18 protein-coding genes are annotated in these 22,187 nt (G+C 71.0%); 11 read left to right on the top strand and 7 right to left on the bottom strand.

What is annotated here, in order from left to right:
- Positions 1-35: 35 nt before the first annotated feature.
- Entirely contained in the window at positions 36-1,175 is a 1,140-nt protein-coding gene (locus ACN6M5_RS12455) for a glycerate kinase (RefSeq protein ID WP_434950261.1), read from the top strand.
- A gap of 71 nt (positions 1,176-1,246) precedes the next feature.
- Here the strand turns inward: ACN6M5_RS12455 and ACN6M5_RS12450 are convergent, their stop codons facing one another.
- A complete protein-coding gene (locus ACN6M5_RS12450; RefSeq protein WP_434950259.1) occupies positions 1,247-4,825 on the bottom strand; it encodes a CLIPPER-2 domain-containing protein in 3,579 nt (1,192 codons plus the stop codon).
- A 157-nt stretch (positions 4,826-4,982) separates the two neighbouring features.
- Here ACN6M5_RS12450 and ACN6M5_RS12445 point away from each other — a divergent pair, with 157 nt between their 5' ends.
- Positions 4,983-5,156 carry a hypothetical protein gene (locus ACN6M5_RS12445; protein WP_168690547.1) on the top strand — a complete coding sequence of 58 codons (174 nt, stop codon included), beginning with the start codon at positions 4,983-4,985 and terminating at the stop codon, positions 5,154-5,156.
- Here ACN6M5_RS12445 and ACN6M5_RS12440 read toward each other — a convergent pair.
- A complete protein-coding gene (locus tag ACN6M5_RS12440) occupies positions 5,153-5,539 on the bottom strand; it encodes a VOC family protein (protein WP_434950256.1) in 387 nt (128 codons plus the stop codon). The genes ACN6M5_RS12445 and ACN6M5_RS12440 overlap by 4 nt on opposite strands.
- Positions 5,540-5,593: 54 nt before the next feature.
- On the bottom strand, positions 5,594-7,117 hold the full coding sequence (locus ACN6M5_RS12435) for an ATP-dependent DNA ligase (RefSeq protein WP_434950253.1): 1,524 nt from the start codon (positions 7,115-7,117) through the stop codon (positions 5,594-5,596).
- Between the two features lie 141 nt (positions 7,118-7,258).
- Between ACN6M5_RS12435 and ACN6M5_RS12430 the strand changes: the two genes are divergently transcribed.
- The 4 genes from ACN6M5_RS12430 (at position 7,259) to ACN6M5_RS12415 (ending at position 12,542) form a co-directional block, all read left to right on the top strand.
- Complete coding sequence (locus tag ACN6M5_RS12430) at positions 7,259-8,464, top strand: alpha/beta fold hydrolase (protein WP_434950251.1); 1,206 nt, start codon at positions 7,259-7,261, stop codon at positions 8,462-8,464.
- Between the two features lie 12 nt (positions 8,465-8,476).
- Positions 8,477-11,431, top strand: coding sequence for a DEAD/DEAH box helicase (locus ACN6M5_RS12425; protein ID WP_434950249.1), 2,955 nt, complete (start codon positions 8,477-8,479; stop codon positions 11,429-11,431).
- A gap of 96 nt (positions 11,432-11,527) precedes the next feature.
- Positions 11,528-11,980, top strand: a complete 453-nt coding sequence (locus tag ACN6M5_RS12420) for a helix-turn-helix domain-containing protein (protein WP_434950247.1) — start codon at positions 11,528-11,530, stop codon at positions 11,978-11,980.
- A 1-nt stretch (position 11,981) separates the two neighbouring features.
- On the top strand, positions 11,982-12,542 hold the full coding sequence (locus tag ACN6M5_RS12415; RefSeq protein WP_434950245.1) for a PIN domain-containing protein: 561 nt from the start codon (positions 11,982-11,984) through the stop codon (positions 12,540-12,542).
- Between the two features lie 14 nt (positions 12,543-12,556).
- Here ACN6M5_RS12415 and ACN6M5_RS12410 read toward each other — a convergent pair whose 3' ends face one another.
- Genes ACN6M5_RS12410 through ACN6M5_RS12400 form a run of 3 tightly spaced genes read right to left on the bottom strand, consistent with a single transcriptional unit; the run spans position 12,557 to position 16,445 of the window.
- The gene (locus ACN6M5_RS12410) at positions 12,557-14,614 is read right to left on the bottom strand and encodes an iron ABC transporter permease (RefSeq protein WP_434950243.1); all 2,058 of its coding nucleotides are present in this window, start codon (positions 14,612-14,614) and stop codon (positions 12,557-12,559) included.
- A gap of 2 nt (positions 14,615-14,616) precedes the next feature.
- Positions 14,617-15,588, bottom strand: coding sequence for an ABC transporter substrate-binding protein (locus ACN6M5_RS12405; protein ID WP_434950241.1), 972 nt, complete (start codon positions 15,586-15,588; stop codon positions 14,617-14,619).
- Positions 15,585-16,445: an ABC transporter ATP-binding protein gene (locus ACN6M5_RS12400; protein WP_168690542.1), complete on the bottom strand. Its 861-nt coding sequence runs from the start codon at positions 16,443-16,445 to the stop codon at positions 15,585-15,587. Before ACN6M5_RS12400 ends, ACN6M5_RS12405 begins: the two co-directional genes overlap by 4 nt.
- A 119-nt stretch (positions 16,446-16,564) precedes the next feature.
- On the opposite strand from ACN6M5_RS12400, the gene ACN6M5_RS12395 reads away from it, so the two are divergent.
- The 5 genes from ACN6M5_RS12395 to ACN6M5_RS12375 all read left to right on the top strand — a co-directional run bounded on the left by ACN6M5_RS12395 (position 16,565) and on the right by ACN6M5_RS12375 (position 21,089).
- The gene (locus tag ACN6M5_RS12395; RefSeq protein WP_434950238.1) at positions 16,565-17,800 is read left to right on the top strand and encodes an NAD(P)/FAD-dependent oxidoreductase; all 1,236 of its coding nucleotides are present in this window, start codon (positions 16,565-16,567) and stop codon (positions 17,798-17,800) included.
- Positions 17,797-18,783 carry an RNA polymerase sigma-70 factor gene (locus ACN6M5_RS12390; RefSeq protein ID WP_434950236.1) on the top strand — a complete coding sequence of 329 codons (987 nt, stop codon included), beginning with the start codon at positions 17,797-17,799 and terminating at the stop codon, positions 18,781-18,783. The genes ACN6M5_RS12395 and ACN6M5_RS12390 overlap by 4 nt, the downstream gene beginning before the upstream one ends.
- Positions 18,784-18,889: 106 nt before the next feature.
- Positions 18,890-19,501, top strand: coding sequence for a dihydrofolate reductase family protein (locus ACN6M5_RS12385; RefSeq protein ID WP_434950234.1), 612 nt, complete (start codon positions 18,890-18,892; stop codon positions 19,499-19,501).
- A 32-nt stretch (positions 19,502-19,533) separates the two neighbouring features.
- A complete protein-coding gene (locus ACN6M5_RS12380; RefSeq protein ID WP_434950232.1) occupies positions 19,534-19,857 on the top strand; it encodes a YciI family protein in 324 nt (107 codons plus the stop codon).
- Positions 19,854-21,089: an RNA polymerase sigma factor gene (locus ACN6M5_RS12375; protein ID WP_434950230.1), complete on the top strand. Its 1,236-nt coding sequence runs from the start codon at positions 19,854-19,856 to the stop codon at positions 21,087-21,089. Before ACN6M5_RS12380 ends, ACN6M5_RS12375 begins: the two co-directional genes overlap by 4 nt.
- Positions 21,090-21,094: 5 nt before the next feature.
- Here the strand turns inward: ACN6M5_RS12375 and bla are convergent, their stop codons facing one another.
- Positions 21,095-22,102, bottom strand: coding sequence for a class A beta-lactamase (gene bla / locus ACN6M5_RS12370; protein ID WP_434950228.1), 1,008 nt, complete (start codon positions 22,100-22,102; stop codon positions 21,095-21,097).
- Between the last annotated feature and the right edge of the window lie 85 nt (positions 22,103-22,187).

Raw genomic sequence — 22,187 nt, 5'->3', positions numbered from 1 at the left:
GCTGATCGAGGGCGTCGGCGTGCCACTGTAGGGGGATGCCGTACACCGTCGTCGTCGCGCCGGACTCGTTCAAGGGCTCGGCGACCGCCAACGCCGTCGCCGAGGCCCTCGCATCCGGCTGGTCCTCGGTGCGCACCGACGACAGGCTCGTCCTCGCCCCGATGGCCGACGGCGGCGAGGGCACCCTCGACGCGTTCGAGGTCGCCGTCCCCGGCTCGGTCAGGCACCCCATCACGGTGCTCGGTCCGGCGGGCGCCGACGTGGATGCGTCCTGGCTGTCCCTGCCGGACGGCACGGCGGTCGTCGAACTCGCCGAGACGAGCGGCCTCGCCCTGATGCCGACGCTCGCCCCGCTCGACGCGCACACCTACGGTTTCGGACAGGCGATCGCGGCAGCCCTGGCCTCCGGCGCGACCGGACTCCTCCTGGCGATCGGCGGCAGCTCCTCCACGGACGGCGGCGTCGGAGCCCTCGCCGCCCTCGGCGCACACTTCACCGACCCGACGGGCCGCCCCATCCGCCTGGGCAACCGCGGCCTCGGCTCGCTCGCCAAGGCCGACCTCAGTGGACTGCCGCCGCTGCCGCCCGGCGGGGTGCGCATCCTGAGCGACGTCACCAACCCGCTGCTCGGCCCGACGGGCGCCGCGGCGGTGTTCGGCCCGCAGAAGGGCGCGACCCCGGAGCAGGCGGCCGGGATGGAGTCGGGGCTCGCGCGGCTGGCGCGCGTGCTCGGCGGCGGCCGGGTGCGGGCGGCGGCGCCGGGTGCTGAGCGTGGCGGCAGGCAGCTCCGGGCCACCACCCCGGGCGCGGGCGCGGCGGGCGGCACCGGCTACGGCCTACTGGCCTGGGGCGCCTCACTCGCTCCCGGATCCGCGGCGGTGGGCGACGCCCTCGGGCTCCCCGCCCTGGTGGCGACCGCCGACGTCGTGATCACCGGCGAGGGCCGCTTCGACAGCCAGTCGGCCGCGGGCAAGGTTCCCGCCTACGTGTCGCACCTGGCACGGGATGCGGGTGCCCCGGCCCTGCTCGCCGCGGGCGCGATCCAGGCGCCCACCGACGCGTTCGCGGCCGCCGTGTCCCTCACCGAACTCGCGGGAAGCGCAGACGCCGCCATCGCCGACCCGCAACGCTGGGCGCGAGAAGCGGGTGCCGTGCTGGCCCGGCGGATCGGGTAGCACGGCTCACCTCACCTCACCTCACCCCGCCTCACCCCAGCGACGCCGCGCACCGCCGAAGCCAACCACTGCTACCGCCGCGCGGCCCTCCGCCGCCACCGCACCACCAGCAGCACCGCTCCGGCCGCCACCAGCAGCGCCCCGATCACGATCCCCGCGATCGGCAGCACGGACCCTGTCCCGGCCAGCGGGCCCGACCCTCCACCCGACGGCCCCGGCCCCGGGCCAGGCGGCGTCGGAGTCGGCGTCGGCGTCGTGGGAACCACCGTGTCCACCGACGCACTCGACGGCGGCGTGGTCACGCTCTGTCCGCCGGGCGGGTCGGCGGTGGCCGTCGCGGTGTTGACGATCGGCTGCCCGGTGAGGTCTGCCGCATCCACCTCGTACGTCGCCGTGCAGACGACGCTCTGCCCCGGTGCCAGGCTGGCAGGGTCGGCCGGGCAGGTCGGCGCGGGAGGTGTCCCGACCCCGGTGAAGATCGTCTCGGTCACCGTGAAGGCGGTGAGGGTGACGTTGCCGGCGTTGGTCAGTGTGTACGTGTAGTTCACGGTCTGGCCGGCGTCCGTCACCTCCGTCAGGTCCGCTGCCTTCACGAGCGTGAGGGCGGGCGCCGGGTCGGCCGGGATGATCGTGCCGGACTCGTTGGAGGTCACCGTGCTCGCGTCAGGCGCGGATCCCGAGGCCGTCGCCGTGTTGGTCACCTCACCGGCGTCGATGTCTGCCTGGGTGAGCGTGTACGTCGTGGTGCAGACGAGCTGGCTCCCCGGGGCGAGCACCGTCGGCGGGCAGACCGCGGGCGGCAGAGTGCCGCTCCCCGAGAAGGCGGTCTCCGTGATGGAGACAGCGCCAACCGGAACGTTGCCGGTGTTTGTCACCACGAACGTGTACGTGACGACCTGGCCGACCACGAATTCGGCCGGACCGTTCGGTGCCACCGATTTCACGAGCGAGAGTGCGGCCACAGCGCCGAGCGGGGTGGTCGTGCCCGCCGGTGGCGAGTCGACCGTGCTGCTGTCCGGTGCCGTCCCGGATGCGACGGCACTGTTCACGACCTGCCCGGCTGCGATGTCGGCACTGGTCACCGCATACGTCGCGATGGCGGTGGCCTGCTGCCCGGGGGCGAGCTCGCCGTCAGCACCAGGCCAGGTGAAGGTGAACGGTCCGAGGCCCGCGAGTTGGTCTGCGATCGTGACGCCTGCGAGCGTCGTGTTGCCCGTGTTGGTCACCACGAACGTGTAGACGATGGGGTCGCCCGGCTGCGTCGGGTTCTGAATACCGGATGCGTCAGCCGACTTCGTCAGGCCGAGTAGCGACACGTTCGGGATGGGCGTCACGGTGCCGGCCGGATCGGACGGCGTCTCCGCTCCCGCCGGTGTCGTGCCTGTGGCGATGGCGGAGTTGAGCACCTGTCCGGCGTCGATGTCCGCCTGCGTGATCGGGTACGTCGCCGTCGCGGTGGCGACGCCGCCGGGGGCGAGCTCACCGGCTGGACCGGGCCAGGTGTACGTCGGCACCGACAGGCCAGGCAGGCGGTCGGTGAACGAGACGGCGTGCAGGGTGAGGTTGCCGTCGTTCGTGATCGTGAAACTGTAGGTGATCAGGTCCCCGACGGCCGCCGGCGTGGAGAGGGCCGCCGATGCGCTCTTCTGCAGCGTCAGGTGCGGGCCGGGCGGCAGCGGGGTGACCGTGCTCTGCGGCCCGGCGGTGACGTCGGTGCCGCCTGCCGTTGAGCCGGCGGCGGTCGCCGTGTTGTCGACGTGGCCGACGTCGATCTCGGCCTGCGTCACCGCGTGCGTGCCCGTGCCGACGACCGATTCGCCGGGCGCCAGGGTGCCGGGCGTGCCCGGCCACGCCAGGGCGAGACCGGCGCCGAGGAGCGTGTCGGTGACGGTGACGCCGAGCAGCGTCACGTTGCCGGTGTTCGTGACGGTGACCGTGTACGAGACGGAGTCGCCCACCGCGGCGGGGGAGCTCACCCCGCTCGCGTTCGCCGTCTTGACGAGGTCGAGCGACGGCGCCTCGCTTCCCGAGATGAGGGCGTCGGAGGTGGCGGTCACCGGTGGCCCGGTGGGCGGCGTTCCCGTCGCGACGGCCGTGTTCGTGACGCTCCCCGCATTCACGTCCGCCTGGGTGATCGTGTACGTGCCCGTGCAGGTGACGGAGTCCCCGGCCGCGAGCGTGGTGGCCGGACACGAGGCGACGGGCGGCGTCCCCGACCCGCTGAAGGCGGTCTCCGCCACCGAGACGGCGGTCAGCGGGACATTGCCCGTGTTCGTCACGAGGAACGAATACGTGACGACGCGTCCGACGACGTACTGCGTCGGGGCGGTGAGGTCGGTGGACTTGATGAGCGAGATGGCCGGCTGATCGGGCTCGGTGAACACGACCGTGCTGGTCCCGGGCTCGAGGAGGCCGTCGAGCGGCCCGATGTTGCTCGGCCCGTTGGTGAAGGTGCCCGTCGTGTCCGACGTGACGGGAACGGTGACGGTGCAGGACGCCATCCCAGCGTCGAGGTTCCCGCTCCCGCTGACCGACGTGCCCGTCACGGTCGCCACCCCGGCGGGGCAGTCGGTCGCCGGCGCCCCGGAGAACCGGAGCCCGGCGGGCAGCGTGTCCGTGAACGACCAGCCGTTCTTCGCGGAGAGCTCGTCGGTGTTCGTGATCGTGAACGTCAGCGTGCTGCTCTGCCCGGCCGGCAGTGTCGATGGCGAGAAGACCTTGTCCAGCTGCGGGGTCGCATCCACGATCGTCGGATCGTCGAACCCGGAGTCATTGCCACGGAACGCGCCTGCGGCGTTGTAGAGCTGGACGCCGAGCGACGTGACACCGGCAGGCATGCGGAAGCCCGCCGAGTTCAGCTGCGCAACGTGGAAGGTGCGGCCGCCGGTCGTGATGACGCGCGTGTGGGCGTCGGTGCACGGGTTCAGGCCGGACGCGAGAGTGGTCACCGTGCCGGTGCCCGTCCCCGGTGGCGGGCCGCTCCCCGTCTGATTCTGGATGAGGTTGAAGCTGAGGCTCGGATCCTGCCTGTTCAGGGTGGGGCCCTCCGACACGCAGTTCGCCGCACCGTAGATCGCACTGATCAGGTAGAAGTGCCCGGGAACGATGGTCCCGGTGATCGGCTTCGCCGTCTGCACCTGGACGCCCGGCCCGGGATTCGACCCGCCGTTCGTGTACGCGGACAGGATCTGGTTGGTCTGCGCTGTCGCGAGAGGCTCACCCCGGTAGAGGCCGATCGCAGTCGCCATGCCCTGCAGGTACCCCCAGGCCGTGACGTCGCATCCGGAGTCGATGCCCGTCACGGTGGCGTTGCGTGGCGTGCTCGACCGCAGCACCCAGCCGTTGCACTGGTCGCCGGCCGGCGCCCAGTTCGGGCTCGCCACGTAGGTGGAGGTGTTCGCCGCCGCCCCGCCGGTGTATTGCCCGATCCGGATGCCGTTCGTGGCGACCTGGTTCTGGAAGTTCTCGAAGAACACGTTGGTCGCGGGCGCTTCCGGCACGCCAGGACTTCCCGGAAGGGCGAGTGCTGGACCGGTGCCCAGGACGCCCAGTCCGAGGAGAGCGACCCCGGCGATGGCGACGGAACGCACCAGTGAGAGCGCGCCGCGTGTGCGGCGTGGCGAGTCGAGCTTCCCCGTGCTCCGACTCATGGCCGGACTACCTGGTGTCGCCTCTCATGGCATCCCCTCTTCGCAACTGAGGATAGACTCGCGGCTCTACCCGTGGCAAGAGGGCTCTTTCATCCGGCATCCGCCTGTTCCCGTCGCGCATCCCGAGGAGGATGATCGGTGACGGAAGGGAACGATCATGGACGACCTCACCGGTTCATCGGTCGAGCGCGCACGCCGCCTCGCCGCCCTCGACGCGGAGGGCCCGCTGCCACCGGACTGGCTGCGGCGGCAACTCGACCTCGCGCTCGCCGCCTGGGCGGAGGACGAGAAGACACTGGATGTGGATGCGGAGGGCCGCGAGGACTTCTAGGCTCGCGCCCTCGGCGGCTGGATGAGGTCCCACGGCATCCCGTACAGGTCCTCGAATACAGCGACCGTTCCGTAGCTCTCGTGCCGGGGTTCTTCGCGGAAGCGCACGCCGTGCGCGACCATCCGTTCGTGCTGCGCAGCGAAGTCGTCGGTCTCCAGGAAGAACGCGACATCGCCGTCCGCCTGGCTGCCGAGGGCGGACGCATCCGGGTGCAGGGCGAGTACGAATCCCGTGCCTCCGTCTGCCGGGCCGACCACGACTCTTCGCCAGCCGCCGTCGAAGGTCTCATCCTGACGCACCGCGAAGCCGAGTGCGTCCACGAAGAACGCGAGTGCCTCCTCGTGGTCGCGGACGAGATAGGTGACGTTCTGAAGGCGGAGCATCGTCGCAGACTATCGCGCGCAGCGATTGGCGCACCGCGCCCGCACACCTACCTCCTACTCCCGCAGCAGCCCCCGCAGCGTCTGGATCGTGTCGGCCTCCGCCGCGTCCTTGTCGTTGCGATACCGCTTCACGCGCGCGAACCGCAGAGCGATCCCGCCCGGGTAGCGGCTCGAACGCTGCACGCCGTCGATCGCGATCTCGACCACCGTCGTCGGCGTCACCCACACTGTGCCCGCCGTGCGGCGCGTCTCGATCTGCTGGAAGTGCTCCGTCTGCCAGCGCAGCAGCTCGTCGGTGAGGCCCTTGAATGTCTTGCCCACCATCACGAACCCGCCCGGCTCGCCGAACTCCCCGGTCGGGTCGAGCGCGCCGAGGTGGAGGTTCGAGAGCCAGCCCTGCCTGCGTCCCGAGCCCCACTCGCAGGCCAGCACCACCAGGTCGTAGGTGTGCACCGGCTTGACCTTGATCCAGGACGACCCGCGCCGCCCGGCCGCGTACGGAGAGTCGATCGCCTTCACGACGACGCCTTCCTGCCCGGCGGCCAGCGCATCCTGGGCCACGCGCTCCGCGACAGCCGGATCGTCCGTCACCTCGCCCGGGATGCGGTGCTTGCCCGCGATCCGCTGCAGTTCGGCCAGGCGCGTCGAGAGCGGCTCGTCGAGCAGGTCGCGGCCGTCGACGTGGAGCACGTCGAAGAACCAGGGGTGCAGCACCGTCTCCCTCGCCGCCTCCGCCCCGAAGCGCGACATCGTCTCCTGGAACGGCCGCGGCGCTCCGTCCTCGTCGAGCGACAGCGTCTCTCCGTCGAGGATGACGTCGTGCACCGGCATCCCGCGCACCACCTCGACGACCTCGGGCACGCGCCGGGTGATGTCGGCGAGGTTCCTGGTGAAGACGCGCACGTCGTCGCCCACCCGGTGCACCTGGATGCGCGCACCGTCCAGCTTGAACTCCACCGACGCCTCGCCCGTCGTCGCCAGCGCGGCCGACGCGCTCGCGGCCGTGGCGGCGAGCATCGGCTGCACCGGACGCCCGGGGACCAGCCCGACCTCGTCGAGCTCGGCCGCCGTGCCGGTGATGGCGAGCCTGGCGGTCTCGCCGAGATCGCCGGTGAGCATCGCCGCGCGCCGCACAGCGTCGCCCGGCCGGTCTGCCGCCCGCGCGATGGCGTCGGTGAGCACGCCCTCCAGGGCGCCCGTGCGCATCTCGCCGAGCAGCGCCCTGGCGATGAAGTCCTGTTCTTCCGCCGTCGCGCGCTCGGTGAACTCGCGCAGTTCGCGGGTGCGGTCGCCCGCCGATCCTGCACCGGACAGCGCGGCCAGGCGGTCGAGCAGCGCATCCAGGTCGTCGACGGTGAGGCTGGGCTGTGCGGCCGGGGTGCCCAGGGCGGCCGAGAGCCCGCGCCAGCCGACGCCGACCCTTCCCTGGCGCGGCTTGCCGACGAGCAGCCCGACGGCCGGGGCGATCTCCTCCGGCGCGAGCTGCGCGAGCAGAGCGGCCAGCGCATCCACTTTCGCCAGCCGCGACCGCGTGCCCGCAACCGCACCCGACGTCTTCACCAGCTCATCAACCAGCACGCCCACATCCTCCCACCGACCGCCGACACCACCCCGCGAAAATCGAGTCCGAAGTTGTTCACGCCCCACCTCGGCGTGTCGCGTGCATAAGTTCGGACTCGATGGCTTGGGAGGGGCGGCAGGGAACGGTAGCGTCGGGGTGTGAGCCGGCGAGCGTTGCACTTGGGGGCCGTCGCCGTGGTGGTGGCGGCGGTGGCCGTGCTGGCCGGATGCTCGTCCAGCCAGCCCGTGCGCATCGAGGAGGACCTGGGCGCGAGGCCCTATGTCGGCGACTTCTACAAGATCCCATCCCCGCTGCCGAGTGGCGCCCCCGGCACTCTGATCGCCACCGAGCAGGCGCCCGGCCAGCCGGACGGTGCTGCGGCCTGGCGCATCCTGTTCCGCTCCACCGACCTCGCCGGCAAACCGGTCGTGAACAGCGGCCTCCTCGTCGTTCCCGATACGCCCGCGCCGGCGGGCGGACGCTCGATCGTCTCCTGGGGCCACCCGACCACGGGCAGCGCGGAGAAGTGCGCGCCGTCCCGCTTCTTCGACCCGTACGTCTTCGTCGAGGGTCTCACCGATCTCCTCGACCGCGGCTACGCCGTGGTCTACACCGACTACACCGGGATGGGCGTGCCGGGGCCCGACTCCTATCTCGTCGGCGACACCGAGGGACGAAACGTGCTCGACGCCGCCCGCGCGGCTCGGACGGTGCTCGGCCCCGAGGCGAGCGACCGCGTCGTGCTCTGGGGCCATTCGCAGGGCGGCCAGGCCGTGCTGTTCGCCGCGCAGCTGGCCGCGTCGTACGCGCCGGACCTCGACGTGCGCGCGGCAGCGGTCGCCGCCCCTGCCACCGACCTGGCCAGCCTCATGCGCGCAGACATCGGCGACGTCTCCGGGGTGAGCATCGCGTCGTACGCCTTCGCGGCATACGCGGCGGTGTACGACCAGCCGCTGCAGAGCATCCTGACCCCGGCGGCAGTGGATGCGCTGCCCACCATGAACACCTTCTGCCTCCTCACCCAGAACTCGGCCCTCCACAGGGTCGCAAAGCCGCTGATCGGCGCGTTCCTCTCTGCGGACCCGGAGACGACGGAACCGTGGTCCGGTCTCCTCGCCGCGAACACGCCGGGCGCATCCCGGATCGCGGTGCCGCTGTTCGTCGCGCAGGGTCTCTCCGACAAACTGGTGCGCCCGTCGGCCACGGATGCGTTCGTCGCGCGCGAGAAGGCGGAGGGCACCGCGGTCACGTACGACAGGATCCCCGGAGCGACGCACGGGACGGTGGCGGACAAGGCGATTCCGCGCGTGCTGGAGTGGCTGGATGCGAACGGGGGCGGGGCGGCAGCTGTCACCGGCCCGTGAGAGGCTGAGGACATGCCCGACACCCCTGCCTCCTCCGGGTGGAAGGCGAGCGTCTCCGGGCTCACCCGCTCGGCCCCGCGACCCGCCACCGGTGCGACGCGCATGGGGCTGCAGTTCGAGCTGCGGGAGCGGACCCGCGCATCCACCGGCCGATGGGATGCGCCCAAGTCGCGCCCAGCGGCGGCGGCCGCGGCGGCGGCGGCCGCGACAGCCACTACCGGCACTACCGCCACAACCACCCCTCGCCTCCTCCGCCTCGGCGTGCGCCCGGTCATGCTCAGCGCCACCGGCAACTGGGTGCGCGGGTCGCTCACCTGGTCTGCCCTGCCGCACCTGCTCAACCGGCTCGCGCTCGATCCTGCGCAGCATGCCTGGTTCGGGCAGTTCGCCGCGCTGCACCGTGCCGGGCGCGACGTGTACGTGCCGGGGGAGGCCGACTGGTTGTTCGTCGACGAGTTCGCCAGTCCGCTGCTCTGGCCGCTGCTCGACGAGGCGGAGCGTGTCGGTGTCGCCCTGGTCACCGGCAAGCGGGAGACCGAGGTGCTCGTGACCGACGGCGCCCGCGTGGCCGTCGACGCCACGAAACTTCCGGATGGCGGGCTGCGGTTGCGAACGGTCGCCGTGGTGGACGGCGCCGCGCATCCCGGATCGACGGTCGGTGCCATCGGGGATCACGGCGTGTACCTGTGGGCGCTGAAGCCGGAACCGCGGTTCACCCTGGCGCGCGCTGCCGCCCCGCTCACCGCCGAGCAGCGGCGCCTGCTCGCCGCCGGGGACACCATCGACGTGCCCGCGCATGAGACCGACGAATTCCTCGGGCAGTACTACCCGCGGTTGCAGAGCCTGGTCAGCGTGACCAGCACGGACGCCTCCGTCGTGTTCCCCCAGGTGCTGCCGCCCGTGCTCGTGCTCACGGCCACCTTCGGCGCGAACGACAGGCTGGAACTCGACTGGGGCTGGGTGTCCGCAACCGGTGCGGAGCCGCTCGGCGCGCATCCCGTGCCGGATGCGGTCACCGACATGCTCGGCTGGCGGCCGCATCCGGCAGAGCTGTCCGGCCTGGATGCTGCCGAGTTCTCCGCCACCACCCTTCCGGCTCTCGAACGGCGCAGGGATGTGCGCGTCGACATCGTCGGCGAGCGCCCGGACTACCGCGAGCTGGTGGATACGCCGAAACTCGTGGTGACCACCGTGGAGACCGACAAGCGCGACTGGTTCGACCTGGGCGTGCTCGTCACGGTGGAGGGGCGCACCATCCCGTTCACTCCGCTCTTCACGGCCCTGTCGCAGGGGCGACCGAAGCTGCTGCTGGTCGACAAGTCCTATCTGTCGTTGCAGCAGCCCGTGTTCGACAGGCTCCGGGCGCTCATCGACGAAGCGAAGTCGCTGGACGAGTGGGAGCCGGGCTCACTCAGGATCAGCCGGTATCAGGCGAGCCTCTGGTCCGAGTTCGTGGAGCTCGCCGACGAGGCGCACCAGGCCGAATCGTGGCGCCGAACCGCCGACGGGCTGCGCGCCATCCGCGACGGGGAGTCGCCCGGCGACCTGGCTGTCCCGGATGCGGTCACCGCCACCCTGCGGCCGTATCAGGTCGACGGGTTCCGCTGGCTGGCGTTCCTCTGGGAGCACGGGCTCGGCGGTGTCCTCGCCGACGACATGGGGCTCGGCAAGACCCTGCAGACGCTCGCCATGATCGCCCACGCCCGCAGCAGGCGCCCGGATGCTCCGCCCTTCCTCGTGGTCGCGCCCACCTCCGTCGTGCCCAACTGGGTGAGCGAGGCCGCCCGGTTCACGCCAGGGCTCACCGTGCGCGCCGTCACCGCCACCCAGGCGAAGAGCCGCCGCCCGCTCAGCGACATCGCAGACGGGGCGGACGTGGTCGTCACCTCGTACGCGCTGTTCCGGCTCGACATCGCCCGCTATCACGCCACCGGATGGGCGGGGCTCGTGCTCGACGAGGCGCAGCTCATCAAGAACCGCACCTCCAAGGCGCACGACGCCGCGAAAGACCTGCGGGTGCCCTTCAAGCTGGCGATCACCGGCACCCCGATGGAGAACGACCTGCTCGACGTGTGGTCGATCTTCCGGGTGGTCTCGCCCGGGCTGCTGCCTCCCCGCTCGGCGTTCACCGACCGATACCTCAAGCCGCTCGCCGCCGGAGACCGGCCGGACCTGCTGCTGCGGCTGCGGCAACGGGTGCGCCCGCTCATGCTGCGCCGCACCAAGGAGGCGGTCGCGTCCGAGCTGCCGCCGAAGCAGGAGCAGGTGCTGCGCGTCGAGCTGGCGCCCCGCCACCGCAAGCTCTACGACCTCGTGCTGCAGCGCGAGCGCCAGAAGATCCTCGGCCTGGTCGACGACCTCGACCGCAACCGGTTCATCGTGTTCCGCTCGCTGACGCTTCTGCGGATGCTGGCGCTCGACGCCTCCATCGTCGACGAACAGTATGCGAGCATCCCGTCGGCGAAGATCGACGTGCTGCTGGAGGAGCTGGACGACGTGGTGGCCGGTGGGCACCGCGCGCTGATCTTCAGCCAGTTCACCAGCCTGCTGCGGAAGGTGGCGCAGCGGCTCGACGAGCGCGGCACCGCGTACAGCTACCTCGACGGGTCGACGCGCCGTCGCGCCGAGGTGATCGACGGCTTCCGCCACGGCGACGCCCCCGCCTTCCTGATCAGCCTGAAAGCGGGCGGCTTCGGCCTCAACCTGACGGAGGCCGACTACGTCTTCCTGCTCGACCCGTGGTGGAACCCGGCGGCGGAGTCGCAGGCGATCGATCGCACCCACCGCATCGGCCAGCGCTCGAACGTGATGGTCTACCGGATGATCGCGGACGAGACGATCGAAGACAAGGTGATGGCGCTGAAGGAGCGCAAGGCGCGCCTGTTCGAAGCGCTGATGGACGACCCGGGCGGCGCGTTCGATGCCAGCTTCAGCGCCGACGACATCCGGGGGCTGCTAGAGGGGTGAGCGGTGGCGGTTCCGCGCGCCAAGGGTGTCACTTATGTCACTTATGTTGCTTATGTCGTTTACACCGGTTAGGCTGACGATGGCAAGGAGGAGACGATGACACTACTGAGTCCGCACGCAGTGGATGCGGTCGAGGACACGACCGTGCGTTCCCAGCTGCGCGATGCGATCGCGTTGTTCGCGGAACCATCCTCGGCGCCCCGCCTCGTCGCCGAAGGTCAGTCGGTCTCGCTCCCGGCCGAAGTGATGGATGCGTTCCGCGATGTCCTCGGGCGCTTCGCCAACGGCGAGAGTGTCGTGATCGGATCGGTCAGCACGCTCCTCACGACATCGCAGGTCGCAGACTTCCTCGGTGTGTCGCGCACCTTCGTGATCCAGCTCATTGACGCAGGCAAGCTCGGCGTCGAATATCGTGGAACACATCGCCGGGTGCCGCTCGCGGATGCTGCTCGCTACGCAGACGATGCCAAGCGGGAGCGAGAGACGAAACTGGACGCGATCGCTGCACTCACTGCCCGCACGGGCGGATACGACGGCGACCCGTTCTAGCGTGCCGTTCCGCGTCTTCGTTGACGCCAACGTCCTGGTCCGGGGGCGTTGGCGCGACATCGTTCTCACTCTCGCGTCCACCGGTCTGTACGACGTTCTCTGGAGTCCGCTTGTGCTCGAAGAGGTGGGGCGCCATCTCCCCGAGACGATGAGCGCGGCAGACCGCGAGCATCTTTTCGAGACGATGGACGGCGCATTTCCGGAGGCGTCCATCAGCTGGCCGGGCGCAGTCGACCTCGACATTCGACTGCAAGTGAACGAAAAGGATCGGCACGTCGTCGCCGCGGCGCTGTGGGGACACGCGGATGTGCTCCTCACCGAGGACGCTGTCCTTCGCGACGAAGTGCTAGCGAGCGGCCTGCTGGACGCGCAGGCCTTGCCGGTGTTCCTCGCCTATGCGATCGACTCATTCCAACCCGCTGCCGATGCCGCATTGATCGCTATGGCGCGGCGACGATGGCTGAATGACCCGGATGTGACCGACGCAGACGTTCGCGCCCGTTTATGCGCGTACTTCGCCGGTAACGGCTGGCCCGACGACCTCCTCAGGGCCACAGAGTAGGCGGCCCCCGCCCCTCACGCTTCCCGCCGCGACCGCCACAGCAGCCACAGGAAGTACGGCGCCCCGATCACGGCCGTCACCAGCCCCACTGGGATCTGCGCGGGCGCGATCAGCGTGCGGCCGACCGTGTCGGCCACGCACACCAGCAGCGCCCCCAGGATCGCGGCGACCGGGATCACCCGCGCGTGTCGCTGTCCGACCAGGGCGCGGGCGGCGTGCGGCGCGACCAGCCCGACGAAACTGATCACGCCGACCGCGGCGACGGAGGCGGCCGTCAGCACGACCGCGATGCTCAGCAGGGCGAGCCGGGTGGAGCCGAGGCGCACGCCGAGCAGGCGCGGGGTGTCCGCATCCAGCCCTATCAGGTCGAGTCTGCGGCTCATCGCGGCGAGGATCGGCAGTGCGCAGACCAGCGCGATCAGCACCGGGAGCACCTGCGGGAACGTGCGCCCGTATGTCGAGCCGGACAGCCAGACCAGCGCCTTCGCCGCGTTGTACGGATCGGTGAGCACGATGAGCAGGCTCACGATCGAGGTTGTCCCCGCCGAGACGCCGATGCCGATCAGCACCAGCCTGTTCTGTTCGAGGCCGCGCCGGGCCGCGAGACCGAACACGACGGCCGCCGCCGCGACCGCGCCGGCCAGCGCCGCCGAGCCGATCAGCCAGAAGCTCGCCAGCGGGATCGCGGTCACCACTGCCACGGCGCCGACACCCGCCCCGCCGACCACGCCCAGGATGCCGGGCTCGGCCAGCGGGTTCCGCGACACCGCCTGCACCACGGCGCCGGCGACCGCGAGCGCCGCCCCCGCCAGCAGCGCTGCGGCCACGCGCGGCAGGCGGGTGTCGAGCACGAAGGTCACCACGCGTCCGGCCTGACCCGTCGCCCAGTTGGCGATGTCGCCGAGCAGCAGCCGAGCATCCCCCAGCAGTGTCGCCGCGACGATGGCGGCCAGCAGCGCGGCCGACGAGATCACCAGCGTCAGGATGAACGCCCTGCGGCTGCGCAGCCGGGTGAACGCGGTGGATGCGGTGTTCGAGCTGGTGTCCCGCGACCGGTACGCCAGCCACACCAGCACGCCGGCGCCGAGGATCGTGGTGACGATGCCCGTCGGCACGGCCACGCTCGCCTGCGCCCCGAACACCGCGCGCAGCAGCACGTCGGAGCCGAGCACCACGATCACGCCGGCCACCGCGGAGGCCGGGATGAACGCGTAATGCTTCATCAGGCCGGGCACGCGGGTGGCGACCAGCCGCACGATCGCGGGAGCGCACAGCCCCACGAACCCGATCGGACCGGCGAGGGTCACAGCGACCGCGGCGAGCAGCACGGACAGGACGACGGCGATGCTGCGCGTGAGACGCGGACTGATGCCCACCGCAGCAGCGCCGTCGTCGCCGATGGAGAGGATGTCGAGCCGGCGCCCGAGCACCAGGAGCCCGGCCAGTGCGACCAGCGCGACCGGCGCCAGCTGCTGCACGCCCTGCATCCCGATCTGGGCGAGCGAGCCGTTGCCCCAGGCGAACAGTCCGGTGGTCTGCTGCTGGCGCAGGAGCAGCAGCATCCCGCTGACCCCGCTGAACGCAAGCGTCAGCGCCGACCCGGCGAGCACCAGCCGGATCGGGCCCGCCCCGGCGCGCGACAGGCCGAGCACGATCCCGGCGGCGATCAGGCCGCCGAGGAACGCCGCCCCGCCGGCGGGGAGGGCGGGCAGCGCGATGCCGAACGCCGCGACGGAGACCACCGCCAGGTACGCTCCCGCGTTCACCGCCAGCGTGTCCGGCGATGCGAGCACGTTGCGCGAGACCGACTGCAGGGCGGCACCGGATGCGCCGAGCGCGCAGCCGACGACCAGGCCCACCACGAGCCGGGGCAGCCGCGAGCTGATGAGCACGGCGTCGGCCTGCGCATCCACTGTGCCTGCGCCCGACCCCGTCAGCGCCCTCCAGAGCGCCGACGGGTCGATGGATGCGGTGCCCTGGCCCAGGTGGATCACGGCGAGGACGCTGATCGCCACCACAGCGATGCCCGCGAGGACGGGGAGGCGGCCGCTTCGTTGGGAGCGGACGTTCACGGTCAGTTCGTCAGAGCCTTCACGATGGCGTCGACGTACTGCTGCGCGGAGGCCGTGCCGCCGAACATCCAGATGCCGTCCGGCAGGCGGTAGACGGTGCCCTTCTGCACGAACGGCAGGGACTTCCAGACGGCGTTGTCCTTGAGGCCGTCCGCGAACGGGTCTCCTCCGTCGGAGTCGTTGGCGATGTATGCGAAGCGCACGTCGCCGAGCTTCGTGAGGCCCTCGACATCGGTGGCAGCGAGGCCGTACGCCTTGTCGCCTTCGAGCTTCCACGGGTCGGTGAGGCCGAGCTCGGTGTTGATGTCGGCGATCAGCGAACCGGTGACGTACGGGCGCACCGACACCTGGTTGCCCTCCTGCCAGCCGTCGGCGAACGCGAGCGGCGTCCCGCCGAGACCGGCCGCCTCCAGCTTCGCCTTGCCGTCGCTTACCGTCTTCTTGAAGGCCGCGATCTCGGTCTTCGCCTGGGACTCGGTGCCCGTCGCCTCGGCGATCAGCTCGGTGTTCTCGATCATCTGGTCGATCTGCTTCGACGCGTCCGCCGACCGCACGACGATCACCGGTCCCACCTTCTCGAGCTGCGCGATGGCCGAGTCGGTGAGGTCGGTGGTGGCGACGATCAGGTCCGGCTTGAGTGCGGCGACCGTGTCGAGACTGGGCTCTCCGCGGGTGCCGATGTCCTTCACGTCCTTGGGCAGCGGCGCGGCCGTGTCGTACGCGGTGTACCCCTTCACGTCGGCGACGCCGACCGGGTCGACGCCCAGGCTCACCAGCGTCTCGACGACACCCCACTCCGTCCCGACGACACGCTTGGCGGGGCCGTCGAGCTTCACCTTCTCGCCGCGCGCGTCGGTGATGGTGAGCGCGCCCGCTGCTGAGCCGTTCGCCGCCGGTGCCTCCGTGGTGCCGCATCCGGCGAGGGCGAGCACGGTGGCGACGGCGAGCACTGCTGCGATCCGGTGTCTGATCATGAGGGGGTGGGGGTCCTTTCGGTTCTCAGGTGATGGCTGCCCATCGGGTGTGTTCGTGGCATGCCGGTCGACGGGTTCACATCCACGTCGATCCGGATGCCGTACGTCTCGGTGAGGAGCGCGGGGTCGTAGACCTGCTCGGCGGTGCCGGATGCGACGACGCGACCGGCCGAGAGCAGCACGACCTGATCCGCGACGGCCGCCGCCTGGTCGAGGTCGTGCAGGACGACGCCGATGGTCACGCCGTGCACGTCGGCGAGCTCCCGGATGAGGTCGAGGATCTCCACCTGGTAGCGCAGATCGAGATAGGTGGTCGGCTCGTCGAGCAGCAGCACGTCGGTGTCCTGCGCGAGACAGCACGCCAGCCACACCCGCTGCAGCTGCCCGCCGGACAGGCTCTCGACGCCGCGCTCGGCGAACTCGGAGACGCCGGTCAGCGACATGGCGCGCTCGACGGTCGCCGGACCGTCCTGGTCGGTGCCGCGGAACCGCTGCCGGTGCGGGTGGCGGCCGAAGCCGACGACGTCGCGCACGCTCAGGCCGGCGGGGGTGGGGCGGCTCTGGGCGAGGAGGGTGATGCGGCGGGCGAAGGCGGTGCGGGAGAGGGTGAGGGCGTCGGTCGGGTCGCCGTCGCCGTGCAGCGTCACACGTCCGGCGCGGGCGGCGTGCAGCCGGGCGATGGCGCGCAGCAGGGTGGATTTCCCGCTCCCGTTCGGGCCGATCAGCGCCGTGACGCGCCCGGCCGGGAGGTCGAGGTCGGCGCCGTGGACCACATCCACACCGTCGTACGCGACCGTGACGGCGGTGGCCCGAAGCCCGGCGTGATGCTCGGGATGCGTCGGGCGGCGGGAGGTCACGATGCAAGAGCTTAGGGCAGCCTTACCTAACTCGGCAACCAGGAATTGTTCCGCCGCGCGTGTCACACGTCCGCATCCACCGGTGTCTCAAGGGCAGAGAGTCGAACGAAGGAGATCTCATGACCACCCCGATCCAGGTCGTCGTCATCGGCGGAGGATACGCAGGAGTGACAGCAGCAAACCGCCTGACCACGCGCGGCGACATCGCCGTGACCCTCGTCAACGCGCGGCCCGTCTTCGTCGAGCGCATCCGGCTGCACCAGCTGGCCGGTGGCTCGGACGACGCCGTGGTCGAATACGCGAAAGTGCTCGCCGACGGCATCCGGCTCGTGGTCGACACCGCCGACCGCATCGACCGGGATGCGCGGACCGTGCAGCTCGCATCCGGTGCCGTGCTCGGCTACGACTACCTCGTCTACGCCCTCGGCAGCGGGCGCGCGGTGCTGGAGGTGCCCGGTGCGGCCGAGCACGCGCATCCGATCGCCGATTTGGCCGACGCCGAACGGCTGCGGGATGCGCTCGCGGCGGCAGGCCAGGCGGCTCCCGTCGCCGTCGTGGGCGGTGGCCCGGCGGGCATCGAGACCGCGGCGGAGCTCGCCGAGCAGGGCCGCGACGTCGTGCTGTTCTGCGCCGGTCCGCTCGGTCCGACGCTGCACCAGCGCGCCCGCCGGACGGTCGAGCGACGGCTGACGGCGCTCGGCGTCCGCATCGAGGACGGCCAGGGCTCGCGGGTGACCGCTGTGACACCGGATGCGGTCCAGCTGGCGGACGGACGCAGCATCCCGAGCGTGGTGACCGTGTGGGCGACCGGTTTCGGCGTGCCGCAACTGGCGCGGAGCAGCGGGCTGACCACGGACGCCATCGGCCGCCTCGTCACCGACGAGACGCTGACCAGCGTGGACGACGACCGCATCGTGGCGGCGGGAGACTCGGCCGCCCCGTCGGGGCTCGCGGTGCGGATGAGCTGCCAGGCAGCCGGCCCGCTCGGCGGTTCGGCGGCGGACACGGTACTGCGCCGCATCGCCGGAGAGCAGCCGGCGCCGTTCGTGCTCGGCTTCGTCGGACTGTGCATCAGCCTCGGACGGCGCAGCGGCATCTTCCAGTTCGAGCACAGGAACGACACCGCGACGGGGGTGTACATCTCCGGGCGCGCGGGAGCGAAAGTGAAAGAGGTGGTGTGCTGGGGAACGGTCGAGTCGCTGGTCATCGAGGCGCGGCATCCCGGGGCGACGCGACTCCCGGCGGCCTTCGGAGATCGGGAGCGTCGCCGTATGCTCGCAGAGTCGGATGCGGATGCGGGAGCCGTGTCGGGTGTGGGTGCTGGTGCGGTTTCGGGTGGAGGGGAGCTGGCGTGAGCGACGACGAGGTGGAGGACGCGGACCGGGAGGACGGCCCGGAGGGCGACGCATCCGGTGATGAGTGGAGCGACGCATCCGGCGACGAACCGGGCGACGCATCCGGTGACGCCACCGAGTTCTTCGTCGCCCACCGGAACCTGCTGTTCACCGTGGCGTACGAGATGCTCGGCTCGGCCGCGGACGCGGAGGACGTGCTGCAGGAGACCTGGCTGCGCTGGGTGAGAGTCGACAGGGCGGAGGTGCGCAACGAGCGTGCGTACCTGGTCAGGATCGCGACCAGGCTCGCCCTCAACCGCCTGCGTTCCGTGCAGCGCCGTCGCGAGGCGTACGTGGGCCCGTGGCTGCCGGAGCCGCTTCTGACCGCCCCGGATGTGGCCGACGACGCCGAACTCGCCGAGTCCGTCTCGATGGCGCTCATGGTGGTGTTGGAAACCCTCGGCCCCACCGAGCGGGTCGTGTTCGTGCTGCGCGAGGTGTTCGGTTTCGGCTTCGACGAGATCGCCGCCGCCGTCGACAGGACCCCGGCCGCCGTGCGCCAGATCGCCCACCGCGCCCGCGGCCACGTGGAGGCGCGGCGCCCCCGCGTCACCGTCACGGCCGGCGAGGCCAGAGCGGCCCTCGAAGCCTTCCGGGTCGCGGTCGAGACCGGGGACACGCAGGGCGTCCTCGCCGTGCTGGCCCCGGATGTGGTGCTCGTCAGCGACGGCGGCGGAGTGAAACAGGCAGCCCTCCGCCCGATCGTCGGCGCCGACAAGGTCGCCCGCTTCATCGCGGGAGGCATCCGCAAGACGGGCGCATCCGTCACCGGAGCGGCGACGACCGTCAACGGCAACCCAGCCCTGGTCCTCAGCGTCGACGGCGAGATGGACGGCGTCCTCGCCGCCCAGGTCGCCGACGGCCGCATCGTCGGCCTCTACTTCGTCCGCAACCCGCAGAAACTGACCCGCGTGGGCGAGGAGACGATGCTGTCGCGGCGGTGATGGAGAATTTCTTTCGGCTGTTGTCGGATCCGAGCGGACTCGTTCGTTGTCTGGGTAGAAGGTGCCGCACGAGCGGGCACCCAGACTCAGGGAGACGAACGGAAGAATGAAGCTCACGACGATCACGCAGCTCACACTCGACGGAGTGACTCAGGGGAACGGCGGCTCGACCGAGGAGGACCGCGCCAGCGGTTTCGAGCGCGGCGGCTGGGCGCGGGGAGCGGGCGACGACACGACCCGGGATCACATCGCCGCGACGTTCCAGCGCGCCGACGCGTTCCTGTTCGGCCGCCGAACGTACGACGTCTTCCTCGAATTCTGGGGGACGATGGAGGACCTGAAACGGCATCCCATCGGAGTGGCCCTGAACGCGAAGCCGAAGTACGTGGCATCCAGGACGCTGACCGAGCCGGACTGGGCGAACACGGCGGTCCTCGGGAACGATCTGTTCGCCGCCGTCACGGAATTGAAGGCCAGCAGGGACGGCGAACTGCAGGTGCACGGAAGCAGCCGTCTCATCCAGTGGCTGCTGGAGCACGACCTCGTCGACGAGATGGAACTCATCACCGTCCCCGTGGTCCTCGGTCAGGGTGACCGGCTCTTCGCTCGGCCGGGCCCCGACATCGCGTTCGACCTCGTGGATGCGCGTTCCGATTCGAAGGGGGTCATGATTCAGACCTTCCGCCCCGTCGGCCGCCCCAGCTACGCGACCTTCTGATCGAATAGAGGAACCAAGGAGAGGATCGGCAGATGCAGTACCTCGTATCCGTGATCGACGACAAGAACGATCCCGGCAGCACGGACAGGCGGCCTGAAATCAGCGCGTTCAACGAACGGCTGATCAGCGAGGGCTATTGGGTCTTCGCGGGGGGACTCGCGGACACCGACACGGCCACGGTCATCGACAACCGGGGCGAGCAGCCGATCTTCAGCGACGGGCCGTTCGTCGAGTCGAAGGAATACCTCGCCGGTGTCTGGGTGTGGGAGGCGCCCGATCTGGATGTGGCACTCGCCCTCGCCGCGGAGGCGTCGAAGGTCTGCGACCGGAAGATCGAGGTGCGGCCGTTCGCGTGAACGACGTCGAGCGAGCGATCACTCGGGCACACCAGGACGAGTGGGCCAGGGTGGTCGCCGGCCTGACCAGGCGCTTCGACGACCTCGACATCGCCGAAGATGCCGCGGCCGAAGCATTCGCGATCGCCGTCGAGCGGTGGTCGCGCGACGGCGTGCCGCCCAATCCCGGCGCCTGGATCCACCTCACCGCCAGCCGCAAGGCCGTCGACCGGATGCGACGCGAGAACAAACGAGACGATAAGCACAAGCACGCTCAGCTGGTGTACGAGAACGTACCAGCCGAGCCGGTCGGCGCCATCGACGACGACCGGCTCCGGCTGATCTTCGTCTGCTGTCATCCGGCGTTGGCGATGAACGCACGGGTGGCACTGACCCTGCGCATGGTCGGCGGTCTGACCGTGGCAGAGATCGCTCGCGCCTTCCTGGTGACCGAGAGCACGATGGGGCAGAGGATCACCCGCGCGAAAGCGAAGATCAAGGCGGCTCGCATCCCCTATCGGGTGCCCTCTGACGCGGACCTCCCCGACCGGGTGTCCGGTGTCCTCGCCGTGCTCTTCCTGGTCTTCAACGAGGGCTATCTGGCGACCGGCCCCCACGCCGACCCGGTGCGCGCCGACCTGACCGCCGAGGCGATCCGGCTCACGCGCCTGCTCCGTGACCTCATGCCGGACGATGGCGAAGTGGCCGGGCTGCTGGCGCTGATGCTCCTCACGGAGGCCCGCCGCGCCTCCCGGATCTCGGTTGACGGCGAACTGGTTCCTCTCGCTGAGCAGGACCGGGGAGCGTGGGACGCCGTGCTCATCGCCGAGGGTCACCGGATCGTGCGCGAGCGACTGGCTGCAGCCGCGGCAGGGGTTGCCCCGGGGCGTTACCAGATCCTTGCGGCGATCGGCGCCGTTCACACCTCCGCGCGGGACATGCGCGACACCGATTGGTCACAGGTCCTCGCCCTCTACGACCAGCTCGTCACGCTCGACCCGTCGCCCATCGTCGAGCTGAACAGGTCCGTCGCAGTCGCGGAACTCGACGGGCCGGAAGCAGCTCTCGCGACCGTCGACCGGCTCGAGAAGAGCCTGAGCGACTATCACGCGTTCCACGCAACCCGCGCGGACGTGCTGCGCAGGCTGGGCCGCACTCAGGATGCCCGCGCAGCGTACGACAGGGCGATCGACCTGGCGGGCAACACCGCCGAGACCGCCAGCCTGCGACGCCTCCGCGATCGGCTGCGGTAGCGCCCCTACCGCCCCAGCGCCCGCACCGCCACCTTCGCCGCCTCCGCCACCAGCGCGTTGTCCGGCGTGGCATCCGGCGTGTCCTTCCGCGTCAGCACCACCACGATCACCGGCGCCCTGCCTGCCGGGTACACCACCGCGATGTCGTCGCGCACGCCGTATTCGCCTGTGCCCGTCTTGTCGGCGACCGGCCACGCGGGGTCCACCCCGGCGCGGATCGTCTCGTCGCCTGTCGTGTTGTCGAGCATCGTGTTGCGGAGCAGCGTCCGGTCGGCCGTCTCCAGCGTCTTCCCGAGCACCACCGTGCGCAGGTCGGCGGCGAACTGGGCGGGGGTGGTCGTGTCGCGGGGGTCGCCGGGGGTGGCCTCGTTGAGGTCGGGTTCGACGCGGTCGACGCTGGTGATGCGGTCGCCGATGCCGCGCATCCACTGTTCGACCGCGTCCGGGCCGCCGAGTCGGGCGACCAGCAGGTTGGCCGCGGTGTTGTCGCTGAAGCGGAGCATCGCGTCGAGGAGTTCGCGCACCGTCATGCCGGTGTCGACGAAGCGGCTCGTGATCGGCGCGTAGTCGAGCAGGTCCGCGCGCGTGTAGTGGATGACCGTGCCGAGGTCGGCGGTGGTCGTGCGCTGCAGGGTGGCGGCGGCGATGAACGTCTTGTTGGACGACGCGAACGGGAAACGCTCACCCGACCGGTAGCCCACCGCACGGCCGTTGCCGGTGTCGACGGCGGTCACGCCGAGGGTGGCGCCGTGCGTGCGTTCGAGGTCCGCGAATGCGCGGCTGGTGGCGGTGGATGCGTCGGCAGCGGCAGGCACCCCGGATGCATCGGGGGCGCCGGATGCAGCGGGGGCGCCGGATGCGGAAGGCGCCCCGGCCGCGCCCTGCATCCCGGACACTGCCGCGGGCACCCCCACCCCTGTCGCGGCGAGCGCCGCCTGGCACCCGGACAGCAGCACGGTGGCGGCGACGGTGGCGGCGGCCGCGCGGAGGACGATTCGTGTTCGAGCGTTCATGCCTCCAGCCTCACCCGCCGCCATCCATCCTGTCCAAGACCGGATCGAGCGGACCAATGCGCAAAGAGCATGAGGTTAGGCTGCT

Origin of the sequence: Leifsonia araucanica, assembly GCF_051161895.1 — a bacterium.
Lineage (GTDB): Bacteria > Actinomycetota > Actinomycetes > Actinomycetales > Microbacteriaceae > Leifsonia.
Note: the sequence above shows the minus strand (reverse complement) of the source record. Positions and strands in the feature narration are given on the sequence as shown.